This is a genomic window from Pseudomonas citronellolis (assembly GCF_029335315.1).
Taxonomy (GTDB): Bacteria; Pseudomonadota; Gammaproteobacteria; order Pseudomonadales; family Pseudomonadaceae; genus Pseudomonas; species Pseudomonas citronellolis_A.
The window spans coordinates 1-20,944 of sequence record NZ_JARJLT010000384.1 but is presented as its reverse complement, the minus strand read 5'-3'; the positions used below and the strand labels follow the sequence as shown (position 1 = coordinate 20,944).

Below are 20,944 nucleotides of genomic sequence, written 5' to 3'. Positions count from 1 at the left end.
CCCCATTTGCGGCATGCTTGCGCGGGAGACAGCCATGACGGAGCCGGTAATGACCGAGAAACACCCCGAATCCACGGTGGAACGCGTCTACCAGGGGGTTTACGAAGCGATCATCAAGCGCAGCCTGCGGCCGGGCATGAAGCTTGGCGAGGCGTCGCTGGCGGAGCTGTTCAAGGTCAGCCGCACGTCGGTACGCGCGGCGCTCAAGCAGCTGGAGGCCGATGGCCTGGTGTCCAGCGCGCTGAACAAGGGGGCGTGGGTGGCGCTGCCCAGCGACGAGGAGATCCGCTCGCTGTTCGAGACCCGCCGGCTGCTGGAGATCGGCATCGTCAGCGAACTCTGCCGGCGCGCCGACAGCGCGGTGCTACGCGACCTGCGCGACCACCTGGCGCTGGAGGAAGCCGCCGTCCACGACGGCGACCACGCGCAGTTCGTGCGCCTGCTCGGCGAGTTCCACCTGAAGCTGGCGCAGGCGCTGAACAACCCGGTGCTGCTGGGCTGGTTCCGCAAGCTGGTGGAACGCGCCTCGCTGTTCGCCGCGGCGCTGGACGACGACAGCCACGGCACCTGCCGCGAGAACGAGCACCTGCGGCTGGTGGAGTACATCGAGGCGGGCAACCAGGCGGCGGCGATCGAGCTGACCTGCCAGCACCTGAACGGCATCGAGCAGGCGATCCTCAAGGCCGCCGAGGGCTTCAAGGCGGACTATCACCCGTTGAAGCACCTGATCGCGGGGTGAGGACGACGGCCCGGCGATGAATACGTCCCTCTCGACATAGGGCGCATAACGCCTATGGCGTTATCCGCCGCAGCTCCCGGGCGCCGGAGCCCCGGCCTGGCGGCGGATAACCGCGAACGGTTATGCGCCCTACGGGAATCCCTCGATAAACACGCGCGCCAATGGCGTAGGGCGCATAACGCCTACGGCGTTATCCGCCGCGGTCCGACGGAGCTCAGCCGGTGATCGCCTCGAAGCCCTGGCGGATCTGTTCCTCCGGCAGGTTGTCGCCGATGAACACGATCACGCTCTCGCGCTTGTCGTCGCCCCAGGGCGTGTCCCAGTCGAAGCCGTACAACCGCAGCACGCCCTGGAACACCAGGCGGCGCTCCTCGCCGTCGATGTTCAGCACGCCCTTGTAGCGCAGCAGCGAGTTGCCGTGCCATTGCAGCAGGTCGTCCATGAACTCGCTCAGGCGCTCGATGTTCAGCGCCTTGTCGCTGCGCAGCACCAGGGTGCCGATGCGGTCGTTGTTCGCCGGCACCGGGCGCAGCGGTTGCAGCGGACGCAGGCCGAGGTCGGCGTTGAGGTTGAAGCCGCGCACGTCGAGCAGGCGGTCCAGGTCGATGGCGCCGTGGTCCACCGGGAACAGCTCGGCGCGCCGGTTGATGCGCTGCAGGCGCTCGGCCAGGGCCTGGTACTGCTCGGCCGAGACCAGGTCGCGCTTGCTCACCAGGATGCGGTCGCCGAAGCCGACCTGGGCCTGGGCGATGGCTTCCTGCAGGTGGCGGTCGGCGTTGGCCGCGTCCACCAGGGTGATGATGCCGTCGAGCAGGTAGCGCTCGCGCAGGGTCTCGTCGACGAAGAAGGTCTGCGCCACCGGCGCCGGGTCGGCCAGGCCGGTGCATTCGATCACCAGGCGGTCGAAGTCGATCTCGCCGCTGTCGCGCTGCTCCAGCAGCAGGTACAGCGAGCGCTCCAGGTCGTCGTTGATGGTGCAGCAGACACAGCCGTTGGCCAGGGTCATGACCTGCGCCGGGGCGTCGCCCAGCAGTTGGGCGTCGATCGGGGTATCGCTGAATTCGTTCTCGATCACCGCGATCTTCAGGCCGTGCTCGGCCTGCAGGATGTGGCGCAGCAGGGTGGTCTTGCCGGCGCCGAGGAAGCCGGTGAGCACGGTCACCGGGATCTGCGCGGGCTGTTGCGAATCACTCATGGGAACCATCCAGGCAGAAAATGAAAACGGGCCGCTCGCTGGCGGCCCGTTCGTTTATACACCCATCCGCGCTGTCAGCAGCAACGGATCGGCCGACCCTTGCCGCCGCCGTAGCGCGCCTCCTGGCGTTCGCGGAAGAACTCCTCGTAGGTCATCGGCGTCTTGTCCGGGTGCTTCTTGCTCATGTGCTCCACATAGGTGTCGTAGTCGGGCATGCCCACCAGCATCCTGGCGGCCTGCCCGAGGTACTTGCCCATGCGGCTGAGGTCATTGAACACGTTTCACCTCCTGCCTCACGCGTCGGGGATGGGCTGGAACGGCGCTTCCTTGTCGGTGCGCTCCTTCTTCGTCCAGGCGCCGGCGCCGACCTTGATCGCGTACACCAGCACGCTGAACACCACCAGCAGGAACAGCACGGTGAGGCCGGCGTTGATGTAGGCGTTCATCACCACGTGCTGCATCTGGCCGATGTCCTTCGCCGGGGCGATGACCTGGCCGGCGTCCAGCGCCGCGGAGTATTTCTTGCCGAGGGCGACGAAGCCCACCGCCGGGTTGCTGTCGAACAGCTTGATCAGGCCTGCCGCGGTGGTGCAGATCAGCAGCCAGGCCGCCGGCAGCGCGGTGACCCAGACGTACTGCTGGCGCTTCATCTTGATCAGTACCACGGTGGCGAGCATCAGGGCGATGCCGGCGAGCATCTGGTTGGAGATGCCGAACAGCGGCCACAGGGTGTTGATGCCGCCCAGCGGGTCGACCACGCCCTGGTACAGCAGCCAGCCCCACAGCGCCACGCAACCGCCGGTGCCGACGATGTTGGCGCCCCAGGAGTCGGTCTTGCGCATGGCCGGGATGAAGTTGCCGAGCAGGTCCTGCAGCATGAAGCGCCCGGCGCGGGTGCCGGCGTCCACCGCGGTGAGGATGAACAGCGCCTCGAAGAGGATCGCGAAGTGGTACCAGAAGGCCATGGTGTTTTCGCCCGGCAGCACCTGGTGGAGGATGTGGGCGATGCCCACGGCCAGGGTCGGGGCGCCGCCGGCGCGGGCCAGGATGGTGGTTTCACCGATGTCCTTGGCGGTCTGGGTCAGCACTTCGGGGGAGATCATGAAGCCCCAGCTGCTGACGGTCGCGGCCACCGCGTTGACGTCGGTGCCGACCACCGCCGGCGGGCTGTTCATGGCGAAGTAGATGCCCGGCTCGATCACCGAGGCGGCGACCATGGCCATGATCGCCACGAAGGATTCCATCAGCATGCCGCCGTAGCCGATGTAGCGGGCGTCGGGCTCGCGGTTGAGCAGCTTGGGCGTGGTGCCCGAGGAGATCAGCGCGTGGAAGCCGGAGACTGCGCCACAGGCGATGGTGATGAACAGGAAGGGGAACAGGCCGCCCTTCCACACCGGGCCGGTGCCGTCGGTGAACTGGGTCAGGGCCGGCATCTTCAGTTCCGGCATGACGATCAGGATGCCGATGGCCAGGGCGATGATGGTGCCGATCTTGAGGAAGGTCGACAGGTAGTCGCGCGGCGCCAGCAGCAGCCACACCGGCAGCACCGAGGCGACGGCGCCGTAGCCGATCAGCATCCAGACGATCTGCACGCCGTGGAAGGTGAACACCGGCGCCCACTCGGGGCTGGCCGCGACCTGCCCGCCGAGCCAGATGGAGCCCAGCAGCAGCGCTACGCCGACCACCGAGATCTCACCGATGCGGCCCGGGCGGATGTAGCGCATGTACACGCCCATCAGGATCGCGATCGGGATGGTCGCCATCACCGTGAACATGCCCCAGGGGCTTTCGGCCAGGGCCTTGACCACGATGAGCGCGAGCACCGCGAGGATGATGATCATGATCAGGAAGGCGCCGAACAGGGCGATGGTCCCCGCCACCTGCCCCATTTCCTCGCGCACCAGCTCGCCCAGGGAGCGGCCGTTGCGGCGGCTGGAGATGAACAGCACCATGAAGTCCTGCACCGCGCCGGCCAGGACCACCCCGGCGATCAGCCAGAGGGTGCCGGGCAGGTAGCCCATCTGCGCGGCCAGTACCGGGCCCACCAGCGGGCCGGCGCCGGCGATGGCGGCGAAGTGGTGACCGAAGAGGATGTGCTTGTTGGTCGGGACGTAGTCCAGGCCGTCGTTGTTGAGCACCGCCGGCGTCGCGCGGTTGGGGTCCAGCTGCATCACCTTCTCGGCGATGAACAGGCTGTAGTAGCGGTACGCGACCAGGTAGATGGCGACCGCCGCGACCACGATCCACAAGGCGTTGATGGCTTCGCCGCGGCGCAGCGCCACGACTCCTAAGGCAAAGGCACCGACTATCGCCACTATCGCCCAGGCGATGTGACGTAGCAGGCTGTTGTTATTGTTCATGGCGATGCTTCCGACTGTTGAAGGGCGAGAATTCGCAGGAAAAATTCTAGCCCTTTCCCACGAGTCATTTATACGACCTTAGTCTAGAGCCCTTACAGCGATATTGCCGCCCGAAAAGGGGCGTCGCGACGTCGCAGCCGGCGCCCGCGAAAACCGCTCCCGAGGGAGGATTTTCGCGGGGTGGCGCGGGGTGAAGCGGGGGTCAGGCGGGTTGTTTGGCGTAGCGCGCCAGCACCTGGTCGCGCTGCATGACCGACAGGGTGTTGGTGTAGACCTGCTCGCTGGTGGCGTCCTTGCTGGCGAAGATTTCGCCGAAGTGCTGCTGGGTGACCTGGGCGAAATGCGCGCGGTCCTTGGCTTCCACGCCCAGCAGCGTGGCGTAGGCGTCGAGGGCGTCGCCATGACCGTTGGCCATGTCTTCGGCGATGTTGTCGAGCATGCCGTTCATGGCGAACCAGGAGCGGCCGCTGTAGCCGATGCGCACGTTGGAGTCGCAACCGTTGGTGCCGGACGTCAGGCCGAAGGTGGCGTTGCCCGAGGTGCCGTTGGTGGTGGTCGCCAGCAGGTGCGGGAACAGCCCGCGCTGGCCGTCGAAGACCATCTGGCCCCAACCGCAGCCCTTGCCGCTGGTGTCATCGGCCTGAGCCAGCAGGCTCGCTGACGCCAGTACCCCCAGAACCAGACCCCGTCCCAGAATCTTCTTATTCATGCTCCACTCCGCCGCGTGATGTTGGGGAAACCGCTCTTGCAGCTTTGGCGAGGGTTGCGCACCTGTCAAACCACGCGCCGGCGCGGCGACGGACGACAGCGGCTTGGCTATAGTGAAGCGAATGAAAACGGCCGGAGAGCCCGCCATGAGTGACGATCACGCCGAACGACGGCGCTTCAGCCGCATCGCCTTCGATGCCAGCACCGAAGTCGGCCAGGACGGCCAGCGCTGGAAGGCCGAGCTGCACGACCTGTCGCTGCAGGGCCTGCTGGTGGAGCGCCCGGCCGGCTGGCACGGCGACCCCGCCAAGCCCTTCGACGTCCGCATCTACCTGGGCTTCGACGCCAACATCTACATGGAGGCCGAGCTGGCCTGGGAGCGCGAGGGCCTGCTGGGCTTCACCTGCAAGCACATCGATCTGGAGTCGATCAGCCACCTGCGCCGCCTGGTGGAGCTCAACCTGGGCGACGAAACCCTGCTGGAGCGCGAACTCACGGCGCTGGGGGAGCAGGCGTAGGGCGCGCGCCTCGGTCAGCCTTGGCGCTGCCGGGGACTATCGTTATCCGCCCTACGCCCGAGCGACCCACGGATGTACAGGCGAACCCATCCCTCCGAGCGGAAATGCAACCGTAGGGCGTACAACCGTTCGCGGTTGTACGCCGCCAGGCCAGCCGCTGATCCGGCAAGGAGCGCAATTGAACGGCGGATAACGCCGAAGGTTATCCGCCCTGCGTTCTACTCGAACAACGCATCCAGCGCCTGCTCCAGGCGCGTCACCGGGATCACCTGCAGCCCCGGCGGGCTCTCCTTGGGTGCGTTGCCCTGGGGCACGATGGCGCGCTTGAAGCCGTGCTTGGCGGCCTCCTTCAGGCGCTCCTGGCCGCTGGGCACCGGGCGCACCTCGCCGGACAGGCCGACCTCGCCGAACACCAGCAGTTGGTGATCCAGCGGGCGGTTGCGCAGGCTGGACATCACCGCCGCCATCAGCGCCAGGTCCGAGGCCGTCTCCAGCACCTTCACCCCGCCCACCACGTTGAGGAACACGTCCTGGTCGTAGGTCGGGATGCCGCCGTGCCGGTGCAGCACCGCCAGCAGCATGGCCAGGCGGTTCTGGTCCAGGCCCAGGGTGACGCGCCGGGGGTTGGCCAGGTGGCTGGTGTCCACCAGCGCCTGCACCTCAACCAGCATCGGCCGCGAGCCCTCCCAGGTGGCCATGACCACGCTGCCGGACACCGATTCCTGGGCGCGGGTAAGGAATATCGCCGAAGGGTTGGAGACCTCCTTCAGGCCACGGTCGGTCATGGCGAACACGCCCAGCTCGTTGACCGCGCCGAAGCGGTTCTTCACCGCCCGCAGCAGGCGCAGGCGACCGTCGGATTCACCCTCGAAATACAGCACGGTGTCGACCATGTGCTCGAGCACGCGCGGGCCGGCCAGGGAGCCTTCCTTGGTGACGTGGCCGACCAGGAAGATCGCCGTGCCGCTCTGCTTGGCGAAGCGCACCAGCAACGCCGCGCTCTCGCGCACCTGGGCGACGCCGCCGGGGGCCGATTGCAGCTGTTCGGTGAAGATGGTCTGGATGGAGTCGATCACCATCACCTTGGGCTGCTCGTGGCGAGCGGTGGCGATGATGGTCTCGATGCAGGTCTCGGTCATGACCTTGAGCTTGTCTTCCGGCAGGCCCAGGCGCCGCGCGCGCATGGCCACCTGCTGCTGCGACTCTTCGCCGGTGACGTAGAGCGCCGGCATGCGGCTGGCGATGCTGCACAGGGTCTGCAGGAGGATGGTCGACTTGCCGATGCCCGGGTCGCCGCCGATCAGCACCACGGAGCCGTCCACCAGGCCGCCGCCCAGGGCGCGGTCGAGCTCGTTGGAAGCGGTGCTGAAGCGCGGCATCTCCTCGACGCTGACTTCCGCCAGGGTCTTGATGTTGGCCTGCTGCCCGGCCCAGCCGCCACGCCCGGAACTGGCGGAGCCGCCGGTGGGCGTGGTGTCGACGACGGTTTCGACCAGGGTGTTCCAGGCCCCGCAGTCAGCGCACTGGCCGGCCCATTTGGGGAAGGTGGCGCCGCACTCGGTGCAGCCGTACATGCGCTTGGCCTTGGCCATGGGCGGACTCCGTCGAAGACAAAGCCCGCATCATAGCGGTTCGCGGCGCAGGCTTCAGCCCACGCCGGGCGGCCGGCGCGCGGTCTCAGCCGGCCAGCAGGCGGTACTGGCTTTCCATGTCGTAGCGCAGGCCTTCACGACGCATGATCAGCGAAGCCAGGGTGCAGTCCGGACGTTCGACGCCCTCCTCCACCCGGCTGATGCGCTGGTCCAGCAGTTCGTACTGCAGTTTCAGGCGTACCAGGCGCTCTTGCGCGCGGCGCGGGTCGACTTTGTCGTGGGCCTGTTTGCTGAAGCTTTTACCGAGGGGACGCGGCTGTTTACGCATGGCGGATCACCAGCTTCTGGAAAAGGATGTCGAAAGCCTACGCCCGCCCCCCGCGGGCTCGTTTGACATTGATCAAGCTCAGCTCGATCGCTGTAGCAACTCGGCTATCTCGTCCTTCAAGGCGACGCGCTGCAGTTTGAGGTTGTTCAAGGTGAGGTCGTCCAGGGGCTGGCGGCCGTCCTCGACGTCGTAGATCTTGCGGTCCAGCTCCTCGTAGGTACCGGCCAGGCGGGTGAAATGGGCGTTCTCGCCGATGAGTTTGGCCAGCTTGGCCTTCTCCTCGGGGAACTCTCGGGCCAGGGGATGGTGCTCGAGCGGCATGACGGTCCTCCTTCGTGTCCGGTGGCAGATTCCCACAAGCCTAGCCCACGGCTGAAATTCGCCCATAACCGCCGGTCTTGCCGAACTTTTGCGCTGGGCGCTGTCCATGCCGGGTCGGGGGGCGTGCCCAACGGCGATGCGGCCGCTAAACTGCCCCCTGTCCCCCTCTTTCCAACAAGGAGTCTTTGCATGAGTCTGCTCAGCGAGTTCAAGGCCTTTGCCGTCAAGGGCAACGTGGTCGACATGGCCGTCGGTATCATCATCGGGGCCGCGTTCGGCAAGATCGTCTCGTCCTTCGTCGGCGACGTGATCATGCCGCCGATCGGCCTGCTGATCGGCGGGGTCGACTTCTCCGACCTGGCCATCACCCTCAAGGCCGCCGAAGGCAACACCCCGGCGGTGGTAATGGCCTACGGCAAGTTCATCCAGACCTGCCTGGACTTCCTGATCGTCGCGTTCGCGATCTTCATGGGCGTGAAGGCGATCAACCGCTTCAAGCGCGAAGAAGAAACCGCGCCGGCGGCGCCGACCAAGGACCAGGAACTGCTCACGGAAATCCGTGACCTGCTGAAGAACCAGCAGAACCGTTCCTGACCCCGGCCCCGCGCGCGGCCTCAGGCCTCGCGCGGCGGTTGCAGGAGCACGCGCTCGACGCGGCGCTCCTTCACCTCCAGCACCCGCAGGCGCCAGCCCTGGTGCTCCAGCACGTCGCCGGCCACCGGCAGGCGGTCGAGCAGGTGCAGGGCCAGCCCGCCCAGGGTGCGGCAATCCTCCGGCGCGCGGGCGCGCAGACCCACGCGATCGGCCAGCAGCGCCAGGGTGGTGGCGCCGCGCACGCGCCAGCCGTCGGCGCCCTTCTCGATATCCGGGCCGGCCATCTCGCTGGCGTCCGGCAGTTCCCCGGCGATCGCCTGGAGAATGTCGGTCAGGGTCAGCAGGCCCTCGAAGCCGCCGAACTCGTTGACCACGAAGGCCACGTGGGTCGAGGCCTGGCGCATCTGCTCCAGGGCGCCGAGGACGCTGCAGCTGTCCGGCAGGTTGAGCGGCACCCGCAGCAGTTGCTCGATGTCCGGCTGGCGGCCGTCGAGGATCGCCTTGAGCAGCTCCTTCTTGTGCACGTAGCCCAGCGGCTCGTCCTCCTGGCCGCCACGGATCACCGGCAGGCGCGAGTGCGGCGAATCCAGCAGGGCCTGGCGGACCTGCTGCGGCAAGGCGTCGAGGTCGACGCGGTGCACTTCGACGCGATCGGTCATCACCGTGCGGATGGAACGCTCGGCCAGCTCCAGCACGCCGCTGATGAGCACGCGCTCGCGGCGGTCGAAGGGCGCGGCGGCCGGCTCGTCGCCCAGCATGTCGGCGATTTCCTCGTCCACCTCGTCGGCTTCCAGCCGCCCGCCGAGCAGGCGCAGCACCGCGTGGCGGGTGCGCTCGCGCGGCCCGTGGCTACCCTGCAGGCTGCGCCGGCGGCGCCAGCGCACGGCCTGGTTGGCCAGCTCGATGAGGATCGAGAAGCCGATGGCGGCGTACAGGTAGCCCTTCGGGATGTGGAAGCCCAGGCCCTCGGCGGTGAGGCTGAAGCCGATCATCATGAGGAAGCCCAGGCACAGCATGATCACCGTCGGGTGGGCGTTGACGAAGCGCGTCAGCGGCTTGCTCGCGACCATCATCAGGAGCATCGAGAAGACCACCGCGATCATCATCACTTCCAGCTGCTCGACCATGCCCACGGCGGTGATCACCGCGTCCAGGGAGAACACCGCGTCGAGCACCACGATCTGCGCCACCACCGGCCAGAACGCGGCGTAGGCGCGCGAGCCGTTGCTGCGGTGGACACGCCCTTCCAGGCGCTCGTGCAGCTCCATGGTGGCCTTGAACAGCAGGAACAGGCCGCCGAACAGCATGATCAGGTCACGCCCGGAGAAGGCCTTGCCGAATACCTCGAACAGCGGCGTGGTCAGGGTCACCAGCCAGGAGATGCTGGCCAGCAGGCCCAGGCGCATGACCAGCGCCAGCGACAGGCCGATCAGCCGCGCGCGGTCGCGCAGGTGCGGCGGCAGCTTGTCGGCGAGGATGGCGATGAACACCAGGTTGTCGATGCCCAGCACCAGCTCGAGGACGATCAGGGTGAGCAGGCCGAGCCAGGCCGTGGGTTCCAGGAGCCACTCCATGGTCAGCTCCGGAGCGCGCGCAGGGGCGCGTCGAGGGATGCGGCGAGGGGATGCGCGAAGGTGTTACGGGGGGAGGGTTCGGCCGCCGGGGGCGGCTCGCTCGTCTGGCAGTCCATGGGCTTCCACAGGAAAGAATCGGACGGCCATCCTAAGCGAGAAGACGCCCGCGCTTAAGCGGGCAATCTTTTCCAAATCTTTTACCAGTAGTTCTCCACCGCGATCTGCCCCGGCTTGCGCGTCAGCGCCAGGCTCATGCCACGGGCCTTGAGCACCGCGCGGGTGTCCTCGATCATCTGCGGGTTGCCACAGAGCATCACCCGCGAGTGCTCGGGGGTCAGTTCCAGGCCGGCGGCGGCTTCCAGGTCGCCGTTGTCGATCAGGGTGGTCAGGCGCGCGTTGAGGCAACCGTCCACCTGCTCGCGGGTCACCACCGGGATGAACTGCAGCTTGTGCGCGTGCTCGGCCAGGTAGTCGCGCCGCGCCAGGCCGTCGATCAGCTCGCGGTAGGCCAGTTCCTTCTCCTCGCGGGCGCTGTAGACCAGCTTGATGGTCTCGAAACGCTCCCACACCTCGAAATCCTGGAGGATCGACAGGAAGGGCGCGAGGCCCGTACCGGTGGCCAGCAGCCAGAGGTCGCGGCCGTCGGGGAAGCGGTCGAGGGTGAGGAAGCCGAAGGCCTGGCGGTCGACCAGCAGTTGGTCGCCTTCGCGCAGGCGGCTCAGCTCGCTGGTGAACTCGCCGCCGGGAACCACGATGGAGAAGAACTCCAGGTGTTCGTCATGGGGCGCCGAGACCATCGAATAGGCGCGCCAGGCGATGCTGCCGCTCTCCTTGTACACGCCCAGGCGCGCGAACTGCCCGGCGCGGAAACGGAAACCCACGTCACGCGTGGTGCGCAGGGTGAACAGGCTGGGCGTCAGGGTCTGCACGTCGAGCAGCGTCTGACGGGTGAACTTCTCTTCGCTGGCGGTCATACTCCGCTCCCGATCCAATCTCTGCCTACAGTTTCTCCCATCGCAAGAGCGAGAAACACCGTCAGATATCAGGGCCTTTGCCGGAAACGGCGGCCCGGCTGACCTGGCGCAACGAAAAAGCGATGCCCATGCCGACCTTCCAGACGCCCTTCGCCGCACTCGACCTGATCCGCCAGCCGGAGCAACGCGACGACCCGTTGCAGGCCTTCGACGCCGCCGACGAATACCTGCTGCGCCAGGTGGCCGCCGACGGCCTCGCCGCGGACAGCCGCGTGCTGGTGCTCAACGACGCCTTCGGCGCCCTGGCCGCCGGCCTCGCCGGGCACGCGCGGGTGACCAGCAGCGGCGACTCCTTCCTCGCCGCCCTGGCCCTGCAGAAAAACCTGGCGCGCAACGGCCTGGCCGAAGACGCGGTGGACTTCGTGCCGGCCAGCGCGACCCCGGCCGGGCCCTTCGACCTGGTGCTGCTGCGCGTGCCCAAGACCCTGGCGCTGCTGGAAGAACAGCTGATCCGCCTGCACGGCCAGTTGGCGCCGGGCGTGCGGGTGATCGCCGGGGCGATGATCAAGCACCTGCCGCGCGCCGCCGGCGACCTGCTGGAGCGGTACGTCGGCCCGGTGCAGGCGTCGCTGGCGGAGAAGAAGGCCCGGCTGCTGTTCGCCACGCCTGTGGATAAAGCGCCGCTCGCCTCGCCCTACCCTACCCGCTACCGGCTGGAGCAGCCCGCGCTGGAGCTGCTCAACCACGCCAACGTGTTCTGCCGCGAGGGCCTGGACATCGGCACCCGCGCCTTCCTCCCGCACCTGCCGCGCAGCCTCGGTCGCGCGCGGGTGGCCGACCTGGGCTGCGGTAACGGCGTACTCGCCATCGCCAGCGCCCTGGCCAACCCGGACGCCCACTACACCCTGGTGGACGAATCCTTCATGGCCGTGCAGTCGGCGCAGGAAAACTGGCGCGCCGCCCTCGGCGAGCGCGAGGCGGAGTTCCGCGCCGCCGACGGCCTGGCCGGGCAGCCGGCGGACTCGCTGGACCTGGTGCTGTGCAACCCACCCTTCCACCAGCAGCAGGTGGTCGGCGACTTCCTCGCCTGGCGCATGTTCCAGCAGGCCCGTCACGCGCTGGTCACCGGCGGCCAGCTGTGGATCGTCGGCAACCGCCACCTGGGCTACCACGCCAAGCTCAAGCGCCTGTTCCGCGGGGTCGAGCAGGTGGCGGCGAATCCGAAATTCGTGGTGTTGAAAGCGACGAAGTGATCCACCCTGGTTGCCTGGCGAGCGCGCTCGGGAGCAGGATGCCCTGTCCCCTTCGCGAGCCAGGAAGCCCGTCATGACCGCCCCCACCAGCGCCTTCGCCAGCGGCGAGCTTGCCGCCGAGCGCATCCGTACCGCCGACGGCCTGGAACTGGCGCTGTACCGCATCGGCGCCGCCGAGGGGCCGGCGGTGGTGCTCACCCACGGCACCTTCTCCAACTATCGCAGCTGCCTCGGCCTGGCCGAGAGCCTCGCCGCGCGCGGCTTCGCCTGCTGGGTGTTCGACTGGCGCGGGCATGGCGCCAGCGACCGCGACGAATTCCGCCACAGCTTCGACGAGGTGGCCACCCATGACGTGCCGGCGGTACTGGACGCGGTGCGCGAGCGCAGCGGCCAGCCGGCGGCGTTCTGGATCGGCCACTCCGGCGGCGGCCTGATCGCCTCCATGTGGACGGCGCGCCATCCGCAGCTGGCCGGCGAACGCCTGCGCGGGCTGGTGTTGCTCGGCTCGCAGGCCACGGCGGCCGGCGACACCCTGCGCCACCGCTGGATGGTCCGCGCCTATGACTGGCTGCTGCGCGGCCGCCGGGTGGCGCCGCAGCGCCGGCGTAGCATCGGCCCGGAAGCCGAGAGCGCGCGGCTGATGCGCCAATGGTGCCAGTGGAACCTGCGCGAACGCTTCAGTGGCGAGGACGGCTTCGACTACCTCGCCGGGCTCGCCGCCGCCAAGCTGCCGGTGCTCGCCCTGGCCGGCAGCGGCGACCGCTTCATCGCCCCGGCGGCCGGCTGCCAGGCGCTGCTGGAGGCCTTCGGCGGCGCCGACCGGAGCTTCCGGCTGTGCGGCACGCACAACGGTTTCCGCGAGGACTACAGCCACAACCGCCTGGTGCTGTCGCGCAACGCCAGCGAGGAGCTGTGGCCTTTGATCGGCGAATGGATGGCCCGGCGCTAGCCGAGCGCGGCGGGGGTATCGACGTCGCGCAGCACACCGGCGTCCGCCACGTCGACGGCCAGCCAGGCGTCGCGGTGGGCCTGCAGCACCGCGCGGGCGCCCTCGTCGCCGCGCAGCCCGAGCAGCTCCGGCCAGAAGGCGCGGCCGAATATGACCGGATGGCCGCGTTGGCCGTCGTGAAGGGGAAAGACGATGCGCGCCTCGTCGGCCTGCGCAGCGAGCAGATGCAAGGTGCGCGGGTCGATCCAGGGCATGTCGCCCAACAGGATGGCCGCGCTGGTCGCCGAACCGCCGTGCAAGGCCACAACACCAGCGGCAAGGCTGTGGCCCAGGCCGGACGCGGCGTCGGCGCAGCGCACCAACGGGATATCCACAGGCACGCCAAGCGCAGCGGGATCGTCTTCCGGGCGCAGCACCACGACCACCTGATCGAACGCCGCCCGCGCATTGGCCAGGCTCGCCGCCAGCAGGCCACGGCCGTCGACCAGGCGCGCCTGGCGCTTGTCGGCGCCGAAGCGCCGGCCGAAGCCCGCCGCCAGCAGCAGCGCGACCGTGGTCACAGGCTGGCGCGCTCGATGCCGCTGCGGGTGCGGAGGATGTCGGCGAGCACCGCCAGGGCGATTTCCGCCGGAGTCTTGCTGCCCAGGTTGAGGCCGATGGGCGCGTGGATGCGCGCCAGCTCGGTTTCGCCCAGGCCGCCGACCCGTTCCAGGCGCTCCATGCGCCTGGCCGAGGTGGTGCGCGAGCCCATCACGCCGATATAGAAGGCCTCGGTGCGCACGGCTTCGAGCATCGCCAGGTCGTCGATCTTCGGATCGTGGGTCAGCGCCACCACCGCCGTGTCGGCGTGGCAGCCGCCATTGGCGATGAAGATCGACGGCAGTTCGCGGCGGATTTCGATGCCGTCCAGTTCGACGCCGTCCAGCGCTTCCTCGCGCGGGTCGCAGAGGATCACTTCGAAGCCCAGGCCCTTGCCGAACTCGGCGCAGGCGTGAGCCACGCTGGAATAGCCGGCCAGCAGCAGGCGCTGGGCGGCGCCGACGCGCAGCTGCACTTCGTCGCTGTCGCGTTCCACCCGCGGGCCGTGGCTGTGATCGTCGCTCAGGCTGCGCGCGCCACTGGCCAGGTCGACCCGGCGCAACAGGCGGCGCTGGCCGAGCAGCGCCGCTTCCAGTTCGCGCAGGTGCGCCTGCACCTCGCAGTCCGGGGCCAGGTTTTCCACCAGCACGTCGAGGATGCCGCCACAGGGCAGGCGGATGGAGCTGCGCTCGTCGCCTTCGCCGTAGCGCACCACCTTCACCGGCTCGGCGAACTCCCCGGCGGCCACGCGTTCGAGGAAGTCATCCTCGACGCAGCCGCCGGACAGCGAGCCCACCCACTGCCCGCGCTGGTTGACCGCCAGCAGCGAGCCCGGCGCGCGGGGCGCCGAGCCGTAGGTGAAGAGCACGGTGCAGAGCCAGACGCGCTGGTCCTCGCGGGACCAGCGCAGGGCCTGGCGAACCACTTGCAGATCGAGATGTTGCACGCTTCACATCGCCTTGCCGGCATGCGCCGACACGCCTTCGGACTTCAGTTGCGCAACCGCCTGGGCGTCGAGATCGCCGGGCAGTCCGCCCCAACTCTGACGCAGGTAGTTGAGCAGATCGGTGAGCTGCGCGTCATCCAGTTTTTCCGCGAAACCGGGCATTGGCTGCATGCGCTCGAAGCCGCCGAACTGCTGCTCGCCGATGCCATCGACTATCACCCGCAGCAGGTTGCGCGAGTCGGCCAGGCGCAGGGTGGTGTTGCCCTGCATGGCCACGGCGATGTGCGGCTTGCCTTCGCCCTCGGTGCCGTGGCAACCGGCGCAGACGTTCAGGTACTGCTGGCGGCCGCGCTTGGCACTGTCGGACAGCTGTGGATAAGCCACCGCCTGGACCACCTTGGCCGCCGGCGGCTGGTCGCCCAGCAGGTAGCTGGCCATGGCCTGCAGGTCGGCGCTGTCCAGGTGCTGGGTGCTGTGGTGCAGCACCGGGAACATCTCGTTGAACATGCTGCCCTGGGCGCTCATGCCGTGTTCGAGGAAGGCCGACAGGTCGGCGTGGTTCCAGCCGCGCGCGGCCAGGTCCTCGGCCAGCAGGCTGGGCGCCAGGTAGCCGTTGAGCAGGGCGCCGCTCAGGCGCTTGTCCTGCTGCAGCGCGCCGATGGCGTTGCGCGGGGTGTGGCACTCGCCGCAGTGGCCGAGCACTTCCACCAGGTACTGGCCGCGCTGCCAGGGCTCGCTCTTGCCTTCGGCGCTGTGCAGCTGGACGCTCTTGCCGTACAGCAGGTTCCAGCCGCTCAGGCCGACGCGCACGTTGAACGGGAAGCTCAGCGCGGTCTCGGGCGCGGCGCGGTGCACCGGCTCGGTGGTCAGCAGGTAGGCGTGGATGGCGTCGGAATCCTCGCGCTTGATCAGGTGGTACGAGGTGTAGGGCATCGCCGGGTAGAGATTGGCGCCGTCCTTGCGCTTGCCCTCGGTGAGGGCGGCGAAGAACTCGTCGGCGCTGTAGCTGCCGATGCCGAAGTCCTTGTCGGAGGTGATGTTGCTGCCGTAGATGGTGCCGAACGGCGAGGCGATCGGCAGCCCGCCGGCGAAGGGCGCGCCGCCCGCCGCGGTGTGGCAGGCCGTGCAGTCGGCGGCGCGGGCCAGGTATTCGCCGCGCTTGGCCAGGTCGGCGTCGGCGGCCTGGGCGCCGGCCGCCAGGCCCGCGCTCAGCAGCAGGCCGGTCAGGAATCGCGCCATGCTCAGCCCTCCTTGACCAGGCCGAGGTCGGTGAGGACCTCGGCGGTGGCGTTGTAATAGCGCACGTAGCCGGTGCAGCGGCAGATGTGGTGGCCGAGGCTGGCTTCGATGGCGTCTTCCAGCTCGCTCTTCTTCAGCGGCTGGCGCTGGGCCTTTTCCACCAGCACGGTGGCGGCGTTGACGAAGCCCGGCGCGCAGTAGCTGCACTGGAAGGCGAAGCGCTCGACGAACTTCTGCTGGATCGGGTTCAGTTCGCTGACCTTGCCATCGGCGTCGCGCTTGGCGTGGCCTTCGATGGTGCGCACTTTCTTGCCGTCGAACCAGTTGGCGCCGGTGATGCAGGTGCGCACTTCCTCGCTGGTGCCGTCGGGGTTGTCGACGATCACCACGCAGGCGTGGCAGATGCCCTGGCCGCAGCCCAGGCGCGAACCGGTGAGGTTCTGGTATTCGTGCAGGTAGTCGATCATCGGCAGGTCGGCGGGGACCTCGACCGGGCCGACGCCTTGACCGTTGAGGGTCAGCTGGAGCTTAGCCATTGAGGGCCTCCTTGATACGGGCGGGGGTGATGGGCAGGTCGCGGACGCGCTTGCCGATGGCGTGGGCGATGGCGTTGCCCACGGCGCCGGCGATGGGAATCATCACCACTTCGGCGATGCCCTTGGACGGGTCGCTGGGCGACAGCGGCGGGAGAATTTCCGAGGTCTGCTTCCACACCGCCACGTCCTTGCCGCGCGGCAGGCGGTAGCGGTTGAAGTTCCAGTCGCCCTCGGCCGGGCCGCCTTCGTGCAGCGGCATTTCCTCCAGCAACGCATGGCCCAGGCCCATGGCCGTGCCCCCTTCGATCTGGCCCTTGACCAGCTCCGGCACCAGTACCCGGCCGCACTCGACCCAGGAGTGGTGATTGAGTACCTGTACCTCGTGGCTGCCCTTGTTGACCTTCAGTTCCACCAGGGTCGCCACCGGGCTGTAGTAGGTGACCGCGGCGTTGTTCAGTTGCACCGGCGGGTAGTTCACGTTCTTGCGGTCCAGCAGGTGGAAGCCAGCGCTGTTCATCTGTGCCTTCTTCGCCGCCGGCGCGCCGTCGCCGTATTTCACCGCCAGGCCGTCCAGCGGCAGGCGCTCGCTGACGCCGTCGATGCTGAATTCGCAGTCGGCCCAGCTCCAGCGGTTGAAGGCGTGCACGCTGGCCCCGGTGACCAGGCCGCGCTCATGGGCGAGCTTGGCCAGCTGGGCGAACGGCAGCGGCTGCATGCCGTTGGCGGTCAGCGCGCCATCGACCCAGTGGGCGTCCTCGCGGCGCACCACGTAGGGGTTGGCCTGGCCGCCGAAGGGCCCCTGGCGCCAGATTTCCAGGGCCGCCGGCCACAGGCCGTGGTTGAACAGCACGCGCGCCGCCTCGCGGGTGGCGTGGCTGAAGTAGTAGGCCGAGTTGGTCGCCGAGGACGCCGAGGCGTACTTGCCGACCCAGCGCGGGTTGCGCAGCTTCTCGTCCTGGGTGGCCTGGCTCATGGTGTAGGGGTCTTCGCCGCTGAGCAGCTGCAGCTCCGGCCACTGCGTCTCGGCGGTCTTCACCTCGTCCGCCGGGCGGCCGAGGAAGTCGGCGGCGACCAGCGCCTGGGAGGTGGACATGCCGGTGCCGATCTCGATGCCGATGTGGCGCAGCTGGATGCGTCCCTCGGCGTCGAACTCCAGGCTGGCCATGGGCGCCTCGGAGCCGGTGCCGAAGTCCTTCTGGCAGATGGCGAAGCCGACGCCGTACCAGTTGTCCGGGTCCTGCGCATCGAACTGCTTCTTGCGCTCGGCGCGGTTCTTCCAGACTTCGTGGGCGGCGGCCTTGTCGAGGATCTCGTGCAGGCGCAGCGCGCCGGCGGGCACCGCGCCCTGGGTGTTCTTCATGCCCGAGAGCAGCGCGTTGCGCCGGCGCAGCTCGATGGGGTCGGCGCCCAGGCGCTCGGCGATCTCGTCCACCATCATCTCGGTGGAGGCCATGCTCTGCAGGGTGCCGTAGCCGCGCATGGAGCCGGCCTCGACGCCGCGCGAGTGGTAGGCGGTGGCCTGCAGGTCGCTCTGCGGCATGTAGTAGATCGACTGCGCGGCGGTGGCGCCCACGGCGGCCACCGAGGCGCTGTAGTTGGCGCGGCCGCCGCCGTCCAGGCTCATCTCGGCGCGGAAGATGCGGAAGCCCAAGTCCTTCTTGTCCACCGCCAGCTGGTAGTGGATGTCGAAGGCGTGGCGCTTGATGCCGCTCTGGAACTGCTCGTAGCGATCGTTCGCCAGGCGCACCGGCACGCCTTCGCCGTACAGCGCCGCCAGGGCGGCGTAGTAGACGAAAATGTTGTGGTCCTTGGAGCCGTAGCCGACGGTGTAGCCGGGGTGGATGTTCAGCGTGGCCAGGCCGAAGCGCGACGGCGCGATCATGTGCACCGTCTCGTAGGCCGCCTCGAACGGGCACTGGGTGGCGACCACGAAGTGCAGGGTCTTGCTCGCCGGGTCGAACCAGCCGTTGCCGTTGTCCGGCTCCAGGGCCGCCGGCTCGATGGACGGGGTCTTGTAGCGCTCGTCGAAGACCAGCCAGTCCTGCGGCGGGTTGGCGATCTGCTCCTGGATCTTCTGCGCGTAGAACAGCCCCTGCTCGGTGAGGTTGCCGTGCTGGCTGGGCTGCTGGTCCCACACCGGTTTGCGGTTGCGGATCATGGGGAACAGGATCGAGGCCTTGAGGCTGGAGAACTCGTCCTCGTCGGCCGAGGTCTTCCCGCCCACCCGCACGTAGCGGAAGCTGCCGTAGGGGTCGCCCTGGTACAGCGGCGCCTGGGCCCCGTAGCGGATCGCCTTGTCGTTGAACTTCAGCTTGAGCTTGGCCTGGCGGAAGCGCTCGAAGTCGTGCCAGATGAGGATCGCCACCGGGTGGCCGATGAACATCGGCACCTTGCCGGCGGGCAGTAGCGGGTCCGGCGCGTGGGCCTCGGGGAAGACGATGCCGTCCTTCGCCAGGTCGTCGGCGGTGACGATGCGGTCCGGCTGCAGGTCGGCGCCGAGCCAGGCGAGGTCGTAGCCGTCGTAGACGCGGTCGGCCTTGAGGGTCTTGAGCAGCATCGCGTGGCCCTGCTGCTGCGGCCAGCCGGGCATGTCCTTGGCGCGGATGTCGCGGGCGAACACCTTGTTGCCGCAGACCTTGGAGATGCCATCGTTGCGGAAGCGCGCGCGGCCGTCGTGGCCCAGCCACTGTTCGGCGGGCACGGTCACGTTCTGTTCCATCAGGGCGGCGAAGGCCCGGCTGCCGAGCGGCGCCACGGTCACGCTGACGCCGGCGATCAGCCCGCCCTGGAGAAAGGCGCGCCGGGAAAACTCACGGTTGGACATGGATCATCCTCTGGACGGTGCACTTCCCGTCCATGTCGTTATGGGCTCTGGATACGGCGGAGGTGGGGCGTGGAATGGCGTTCACAGGCCCTGGCGAGCCTGCCGTCCCACGAATAATCCTGACCGAAACGTCAACTTTACCCAATCGCCCCGCATCAGGCAAAAGTTAAGCAGGGCGATCAGCGAACCGAATGCCCGATGGCCGTCCATTCGTCAGCTGGAATTTCACGACGGAAATTGTTACAGCGTGCTACGCTGGCGCCCCATTCATTAGCTCCCTAACCAGTCGTCCCGCACCATGTCCGCCGAAGCCACCTCGCTGCTCCGCCATCGTCCCTTCCTCGCCTTCTGGCTCGCCCGCGTGTGCACCGCCAGTGGCTTCCAGATGCTCACCGTGGCCATCGGCTGGCACATGTACGAGCTGACCCACAACGTGCTCGACCTCGGCCTGGTGGGCCTGGTGGAGTTCCTGCCGCGGATGCTGTTCATGCTGCACACCGGGCACGTCGCCGACCGTTACGACCGGCGCAAGGTCGCGGCCATCTGCCAGGTTGGCCAGGGCCTGGTGGCGCTGGCCCTGGTGCTCGGCGCGAGCACCAGCAACGTCACCCGCGAGATGATCTTCGTGCTCGCCTTCCTGCTCGGCAGCGCCCGCGCCTTCGAGATGCCCACCACCCAGGCGCTGCTGCCGAACATCGTGCCCACCGGCCTGTTCCCGCGCGCGGTGGCGGCCTCGGCCTCGGCGATGCAGGCGGCGACCATCGCCGCCCCGGCGCTGGGCGGCCTGCTCTACGCCTTCGGCGCCTTCTGGGTCTACGCGCCGACCACCCTGCTCTATTTCATGGCCTGCTGCCTGGTGCTGACCCTGCCCTCGCGGCAGCAGCCATCCCGGCAGGGCAAGGCCAGCCTGGAGTCGCTGCTGGCCGGCATCCGCTTCATCCGCAGCCGCCCGGACATCTTCGGCGCCATCTCGCTGGACCTGTTCGCCGTGCTGCTCGGCGGCGCCACCGCGCTGCTGCCGGTGTTCGCCAAGGACATCCTGCTCACCGGCCCCTGGGGCCTGGGCCTGCTGCGTTCGGCACCGGCGCTGGGCGCGCTGCTGATGTCGTTCTGGCTGGCGCGCTTCCCGATCGAGCGCAACGTCGGGCGCATCATGTTCCTGGCGGTGGGCATCTTCGGCGTGGCGACCATCGCCTTCGGCCTGTCGACGTCGTTCTGGCTGTCCCTCGGGGTGCTGGTGGTGCTGGGCGCGGCGGACATGATCAGCATGGTGATCCGCGGCGCCTTCGTGCAGCTGGAAACCCCGGACGAGATGCGCGGCCGGGTCAGCGCGGTGAACGGCCTGTTCATCGGCGCCTCGAACCAGCTCGGCGAGTTCGAGTCGGGCCTGACCGCGCACTGGTTCGGCACGGTGCCGGCGGTGGTGATCGGCGGCGTGGGCACGCTGGTGGTCACCGGCACCTGGATGAAGCTGTTCCCGACGCTGGCCAAGCGCGACAGGTTGCACTGAGGTCGCGCTGCGGCCAGCTCAGCTCCGAGCGGGCGATGGCCACGGTCAAACGGCGGATAACGTCGAACGTTATCCGCCCTACGTCACTCTCGACCACCGCGTAGGGCGTATAACCGTTCGCGGTTATACGCCGCTTCACCGCACGTATCGCCACCACCACGGCCAAATCGGGCGAACGCATGCGCAGGATGAATGCCCCCGCGCA

The 20,944-nt window shown here is 68.4% G+C and carries 20 protein-coding genes; 6 read left to right on the top strand and 14 right to left on the bottom strand.

Annotated features, from left to right (window positions below):
- Positions 1 to 49 precede the first annotated feature (49 nt).
- Positions 50 to 739, top strand: coding sequence for a GntR family transcriptional regulator (locus tag P3W75_RS29370; protein ID WP_276230842.1), 690 nt, complete (start codon positions 50 to 52; stop codon positions 737 to 739).
- Positions 740 to 953: 214 nt separating this feature from the next.
- Here P3W75_RS29370 and yjiA read toward each other — a convergent pair whose 3' ends face one another.
- The 4 genes from yjiA to P3W75_RS29350 form a co-directional block, all read right to left on the bottom strand.
- Positions 954 to 1,934, bottom strand: coding sequence for a GTPase (yjiA, locus tag P3W75_RS29365; RefSeq protein WP_276230841.1), 981 nt, complete (start codon positions 1,932 to 1,934; stop codon positions 954 to 956).
- A 74-nt stretch (positions 1,935 to 2,008) separates the two neighbouring features.
- A complete protein-coding gene (locus P3W75_RS29360; RefSeq protein ID WP_276230840.1) occupies positions 2,009 to 2,212 on the bottom strand; it encodes a YbdD/YjiX family protein in 204 nt (67 codons plus the stop codon).
- A 15-nt stretch (positions 2,213 to 2,227) separates the two neighbouring features.
- On the bottom strand, positions 2,228 to 4,294 hold the full coding sequence (locus P3W75_RS29355; protein WP_276230839.1) for a carbon starvation CstA family protein: 2,067 nt from the start codon (positions 4,292 to 4,294) through the stop codon (positions 2,228 to 2,230).
- Positions 4,295 to 4,496: 202 nt separating this feature from the next.
- Complete coding sequence (locus tag P3W75_RS29350) at positions 4,497 to 5,003, bottom strand: DUF3015 domain-containing protein (RefSeq protein ID WP_276230838.1); 507 nt, start codon at positions 5,001 to 5,003, stop codon at positions 4,497 to 4,499.
- 145 nt (positions 5,004 to 5,148) lie between these two features.
- On the opposite strand from P3W75_RS29350, the gene P3W75_RS29345 reads away from it, so the two are divergent.
- Positions 5,149 to 5,520: a PilZ domain-containing protein gene (locus P3W75_RS29345; RefSeq protein ID WP_276230837.1), complete on the top strand. Its 372-nt coding sequence runs from the start codon at positions 5,149 to 5,151 to the stop codon at positions 5,518 to 5,520.
- A gap of 218 nt (positions 5,521 to 5,738) precedes the next feature.
- Here the strand turns inward: P3W75_RS29345 and radA are convergent, their stop codons facing one another.
- The 3 genes from radA to P3W75_RS29330 all read right to left on the bottom strand — a co-directional run bounded on the left by radA (position 5,739) and on the right by P3W75_RS29330 (position 7,761).
- Positions 5,739 to 7,112 (bottom strand): DNA repair protein RadA, encoded by a 1,374-nt coding sequence (radA, locus tag P3W75_RS29340; protein WP_276230836.1) that lies wholly within the window; start codon positions 7,110 to 7,112, stop codon positions 5,739 to 5,741.
- 85 nt (positions 7,113 to 7,197) lie between these two features.
- Complete coding sequence (locus P3W75_RS29335) at positions 7,198 to 7,440, bottom strand: hypothetical protein (RefSeq protein WP_276230835.1); 243 nt, start codon at positions 7,438 to 7,440, stop codon at positions 7,198 to 7,200.
- 78 nt (positions 7,441 to 7,518) lie between these two features.
- Positions 7,519 to 7,761, bottom strand: coding sequence for a YdcH family protein (locus tag P3W75_RS29330; RefSeq protein WP_276230834.1), 243 nt, complete (start codon positions 7,759 to 7,761; stop codon positions 7,519 to 7,521).
- A 189-nt stretch (positions 7,762 to 7,950) separates the two neighbouring features.
- Here P3W75_RS29330 and mscL point away from each other — a divergent pair, with 189 nt between their 5' ends.
- The gene (gene mscL / locus P3W75_RS29325; RefSeq protein WP_276230833.1) at positions 7,951 to 8,355 is read left to right on the top strand and encodes a large-conductance mechanosensitive channel protein MscL; all 405 of its coding nucleotides are present in this window, start codon (positions 7,951 to 7,953) and stop codon (positions 8,353 to 8,355) included.
- Positions 8,356 to 8,375: 20 nt separating this feature from the next.
- Here the strand turns inward: mscL and P3W75_RS29320 are convergent, their stop codons facing one another.
- Together P3W75_RS29320 and P3W75_RS29315 are read right to left on the bottom strand one after the other, a co-directional pair.
- On the bottom strand, positions 8,376 to 9,929 hold the full coding sequence (locus P3W75_RS29320; RefSeq protein ID WP_276230832.1) for a TerC family protein: 1,554 nt from the start codon (positions 9,927 to 9,929) through the stop codon (positions 8,376 to 8,378).
- A gap of 197 nt (positions 9,930 to 10,126) precedes the next feature.
- Positions 10,127 to 10,903, bottom strand: a complete 777-nt coding sequence (locus P3W75_RS29315; protein WP_276230831.1) for a ferredoxin--NADP reductase — start codon at positions 10,901 to 10,903, stop codon at positions 10,127 to 10,129.
- Positions 10,904 to 11,031: 128 nt separating this feature from the next.
- Between P3W75_RS29315 and P3W75_RS29310 the strand changes: the two genes are divergently transcribed.
- Both P3W75_RS29310 and P3W75_RS29305 read left to right on the top strand, forming a co-directional pair.
- A complete protein-coding gene (locus P3W75_RS29310; protein WP_276230849.1) occupies positions 11,032 to 12,156 on the top strand; it encodes a methyltransferase in 1,125 nt (374 codons plus the stop codon).
- 73 nt (positions 12,157 to 12,229) lie between these two features.
- Positions 12,230 to 13,105, top strand: a complete 876-nt coding sequence (locus tag P3W75_RS29305) for an alpha/beta fold hydrolase (protein WP_276230830.1) — start codon at positions 12,230 to 12,232, stop codon at positions 13,103 to 13,105.
- On the opposite strand, the gene P3W75_RS29300 is transcribed toward P3W75_RS29305, so the two are convergent.
- From P3W75_RS29300 to P3W75_RS29280, 5 genes are read right to left on the bottom strand one after another with little or no spacing between them, the layout of a single operon-like run.
- Positions 13,102 to 13,665: a nucleotidyltransferase family protein gene (locus P3W75_RS29300; RefSeq protein ID WP_276230829.1), complete on the bottom strand. Its 564-nt coding sequence runs from the start codon at positions 13,663 to 13,665 to the stop codon at positions 13,102 to 13,104. The genes P3W75_RS29305 and P3W75_RS29300 overlap by 4 nt on opposite strands.
- Positions 13,662 to 14,630 (bottom strand): XdhC family protein, encoded by a 969-nt coding sequence (locus P3W75_RS29295; RefSeq protein ID WP_276230828.1) that lies wholly within the window; start codon positions 14,628 to 14,630, stop codon positions 13,662 to 13,664. Before P3W75_RS29295 ends, P3W75_RS29300 begins: the two co-directional genes overlap by 4 nt.
- Before the next feature lie 3 nt (positions 14,631 to 14,633).
- Positions 14,634 to 15,869, bottom strand: a complete 1,236-nt coding sequence (locus P3W75_RS29290) for a c-type cytochrome (RefSeq protein ID WP_276230827.1) — start codon at positions 15,867 to 15,869, stop codon at positions 14,634 to 14,636.
- Between the two features lie 2 nt (positions 15,870 to 15,871).
- Entirely contained in the window at positions 15,872 to 16,405 is a 534-nt protein-coding gene (locus P3W75_RS29285; protein WP_276230826.1) for a (2Fe-2S)-binding protein, read from the bottom strand.
- Positions 16,398 to 19,229: a xanthine dehydrogenase family protein molybdopterin-binding subunit gene (locus P3W75_RS29280; RefSeq protein ID WP_276230825.1), complete on the bottom strand. Its 2,832-nt coding sequence runs from the start codon at positions 19,227 to 19,229 to the stop codon at positions 16,398 to 16,400. The genes P3W75_RS29285 and P3W75_RS29280 overlap by 8 nt, the downstream gene beginning before the upstream one ends.
- Positions 19,230 to 19,527: 298 nt before the next feature.
- Between P3W75_RS29280 and P3W75_RS29275 the strand changes: the two genes are divergently transcribed.
- Positions 19,528 to 20,739, top strand: a complete 1,212-nt coding sequence (locus P3W75_RS29275) for an MFS transporter (protein ID WP_276230824.1) — start codon at positions 19,528 to 19,530, stop codon at positions 20,737 to 20,739.
- The last annotated feature ends 205 nt before the right edge of the window (positions 20,740 to 20,944 follow it).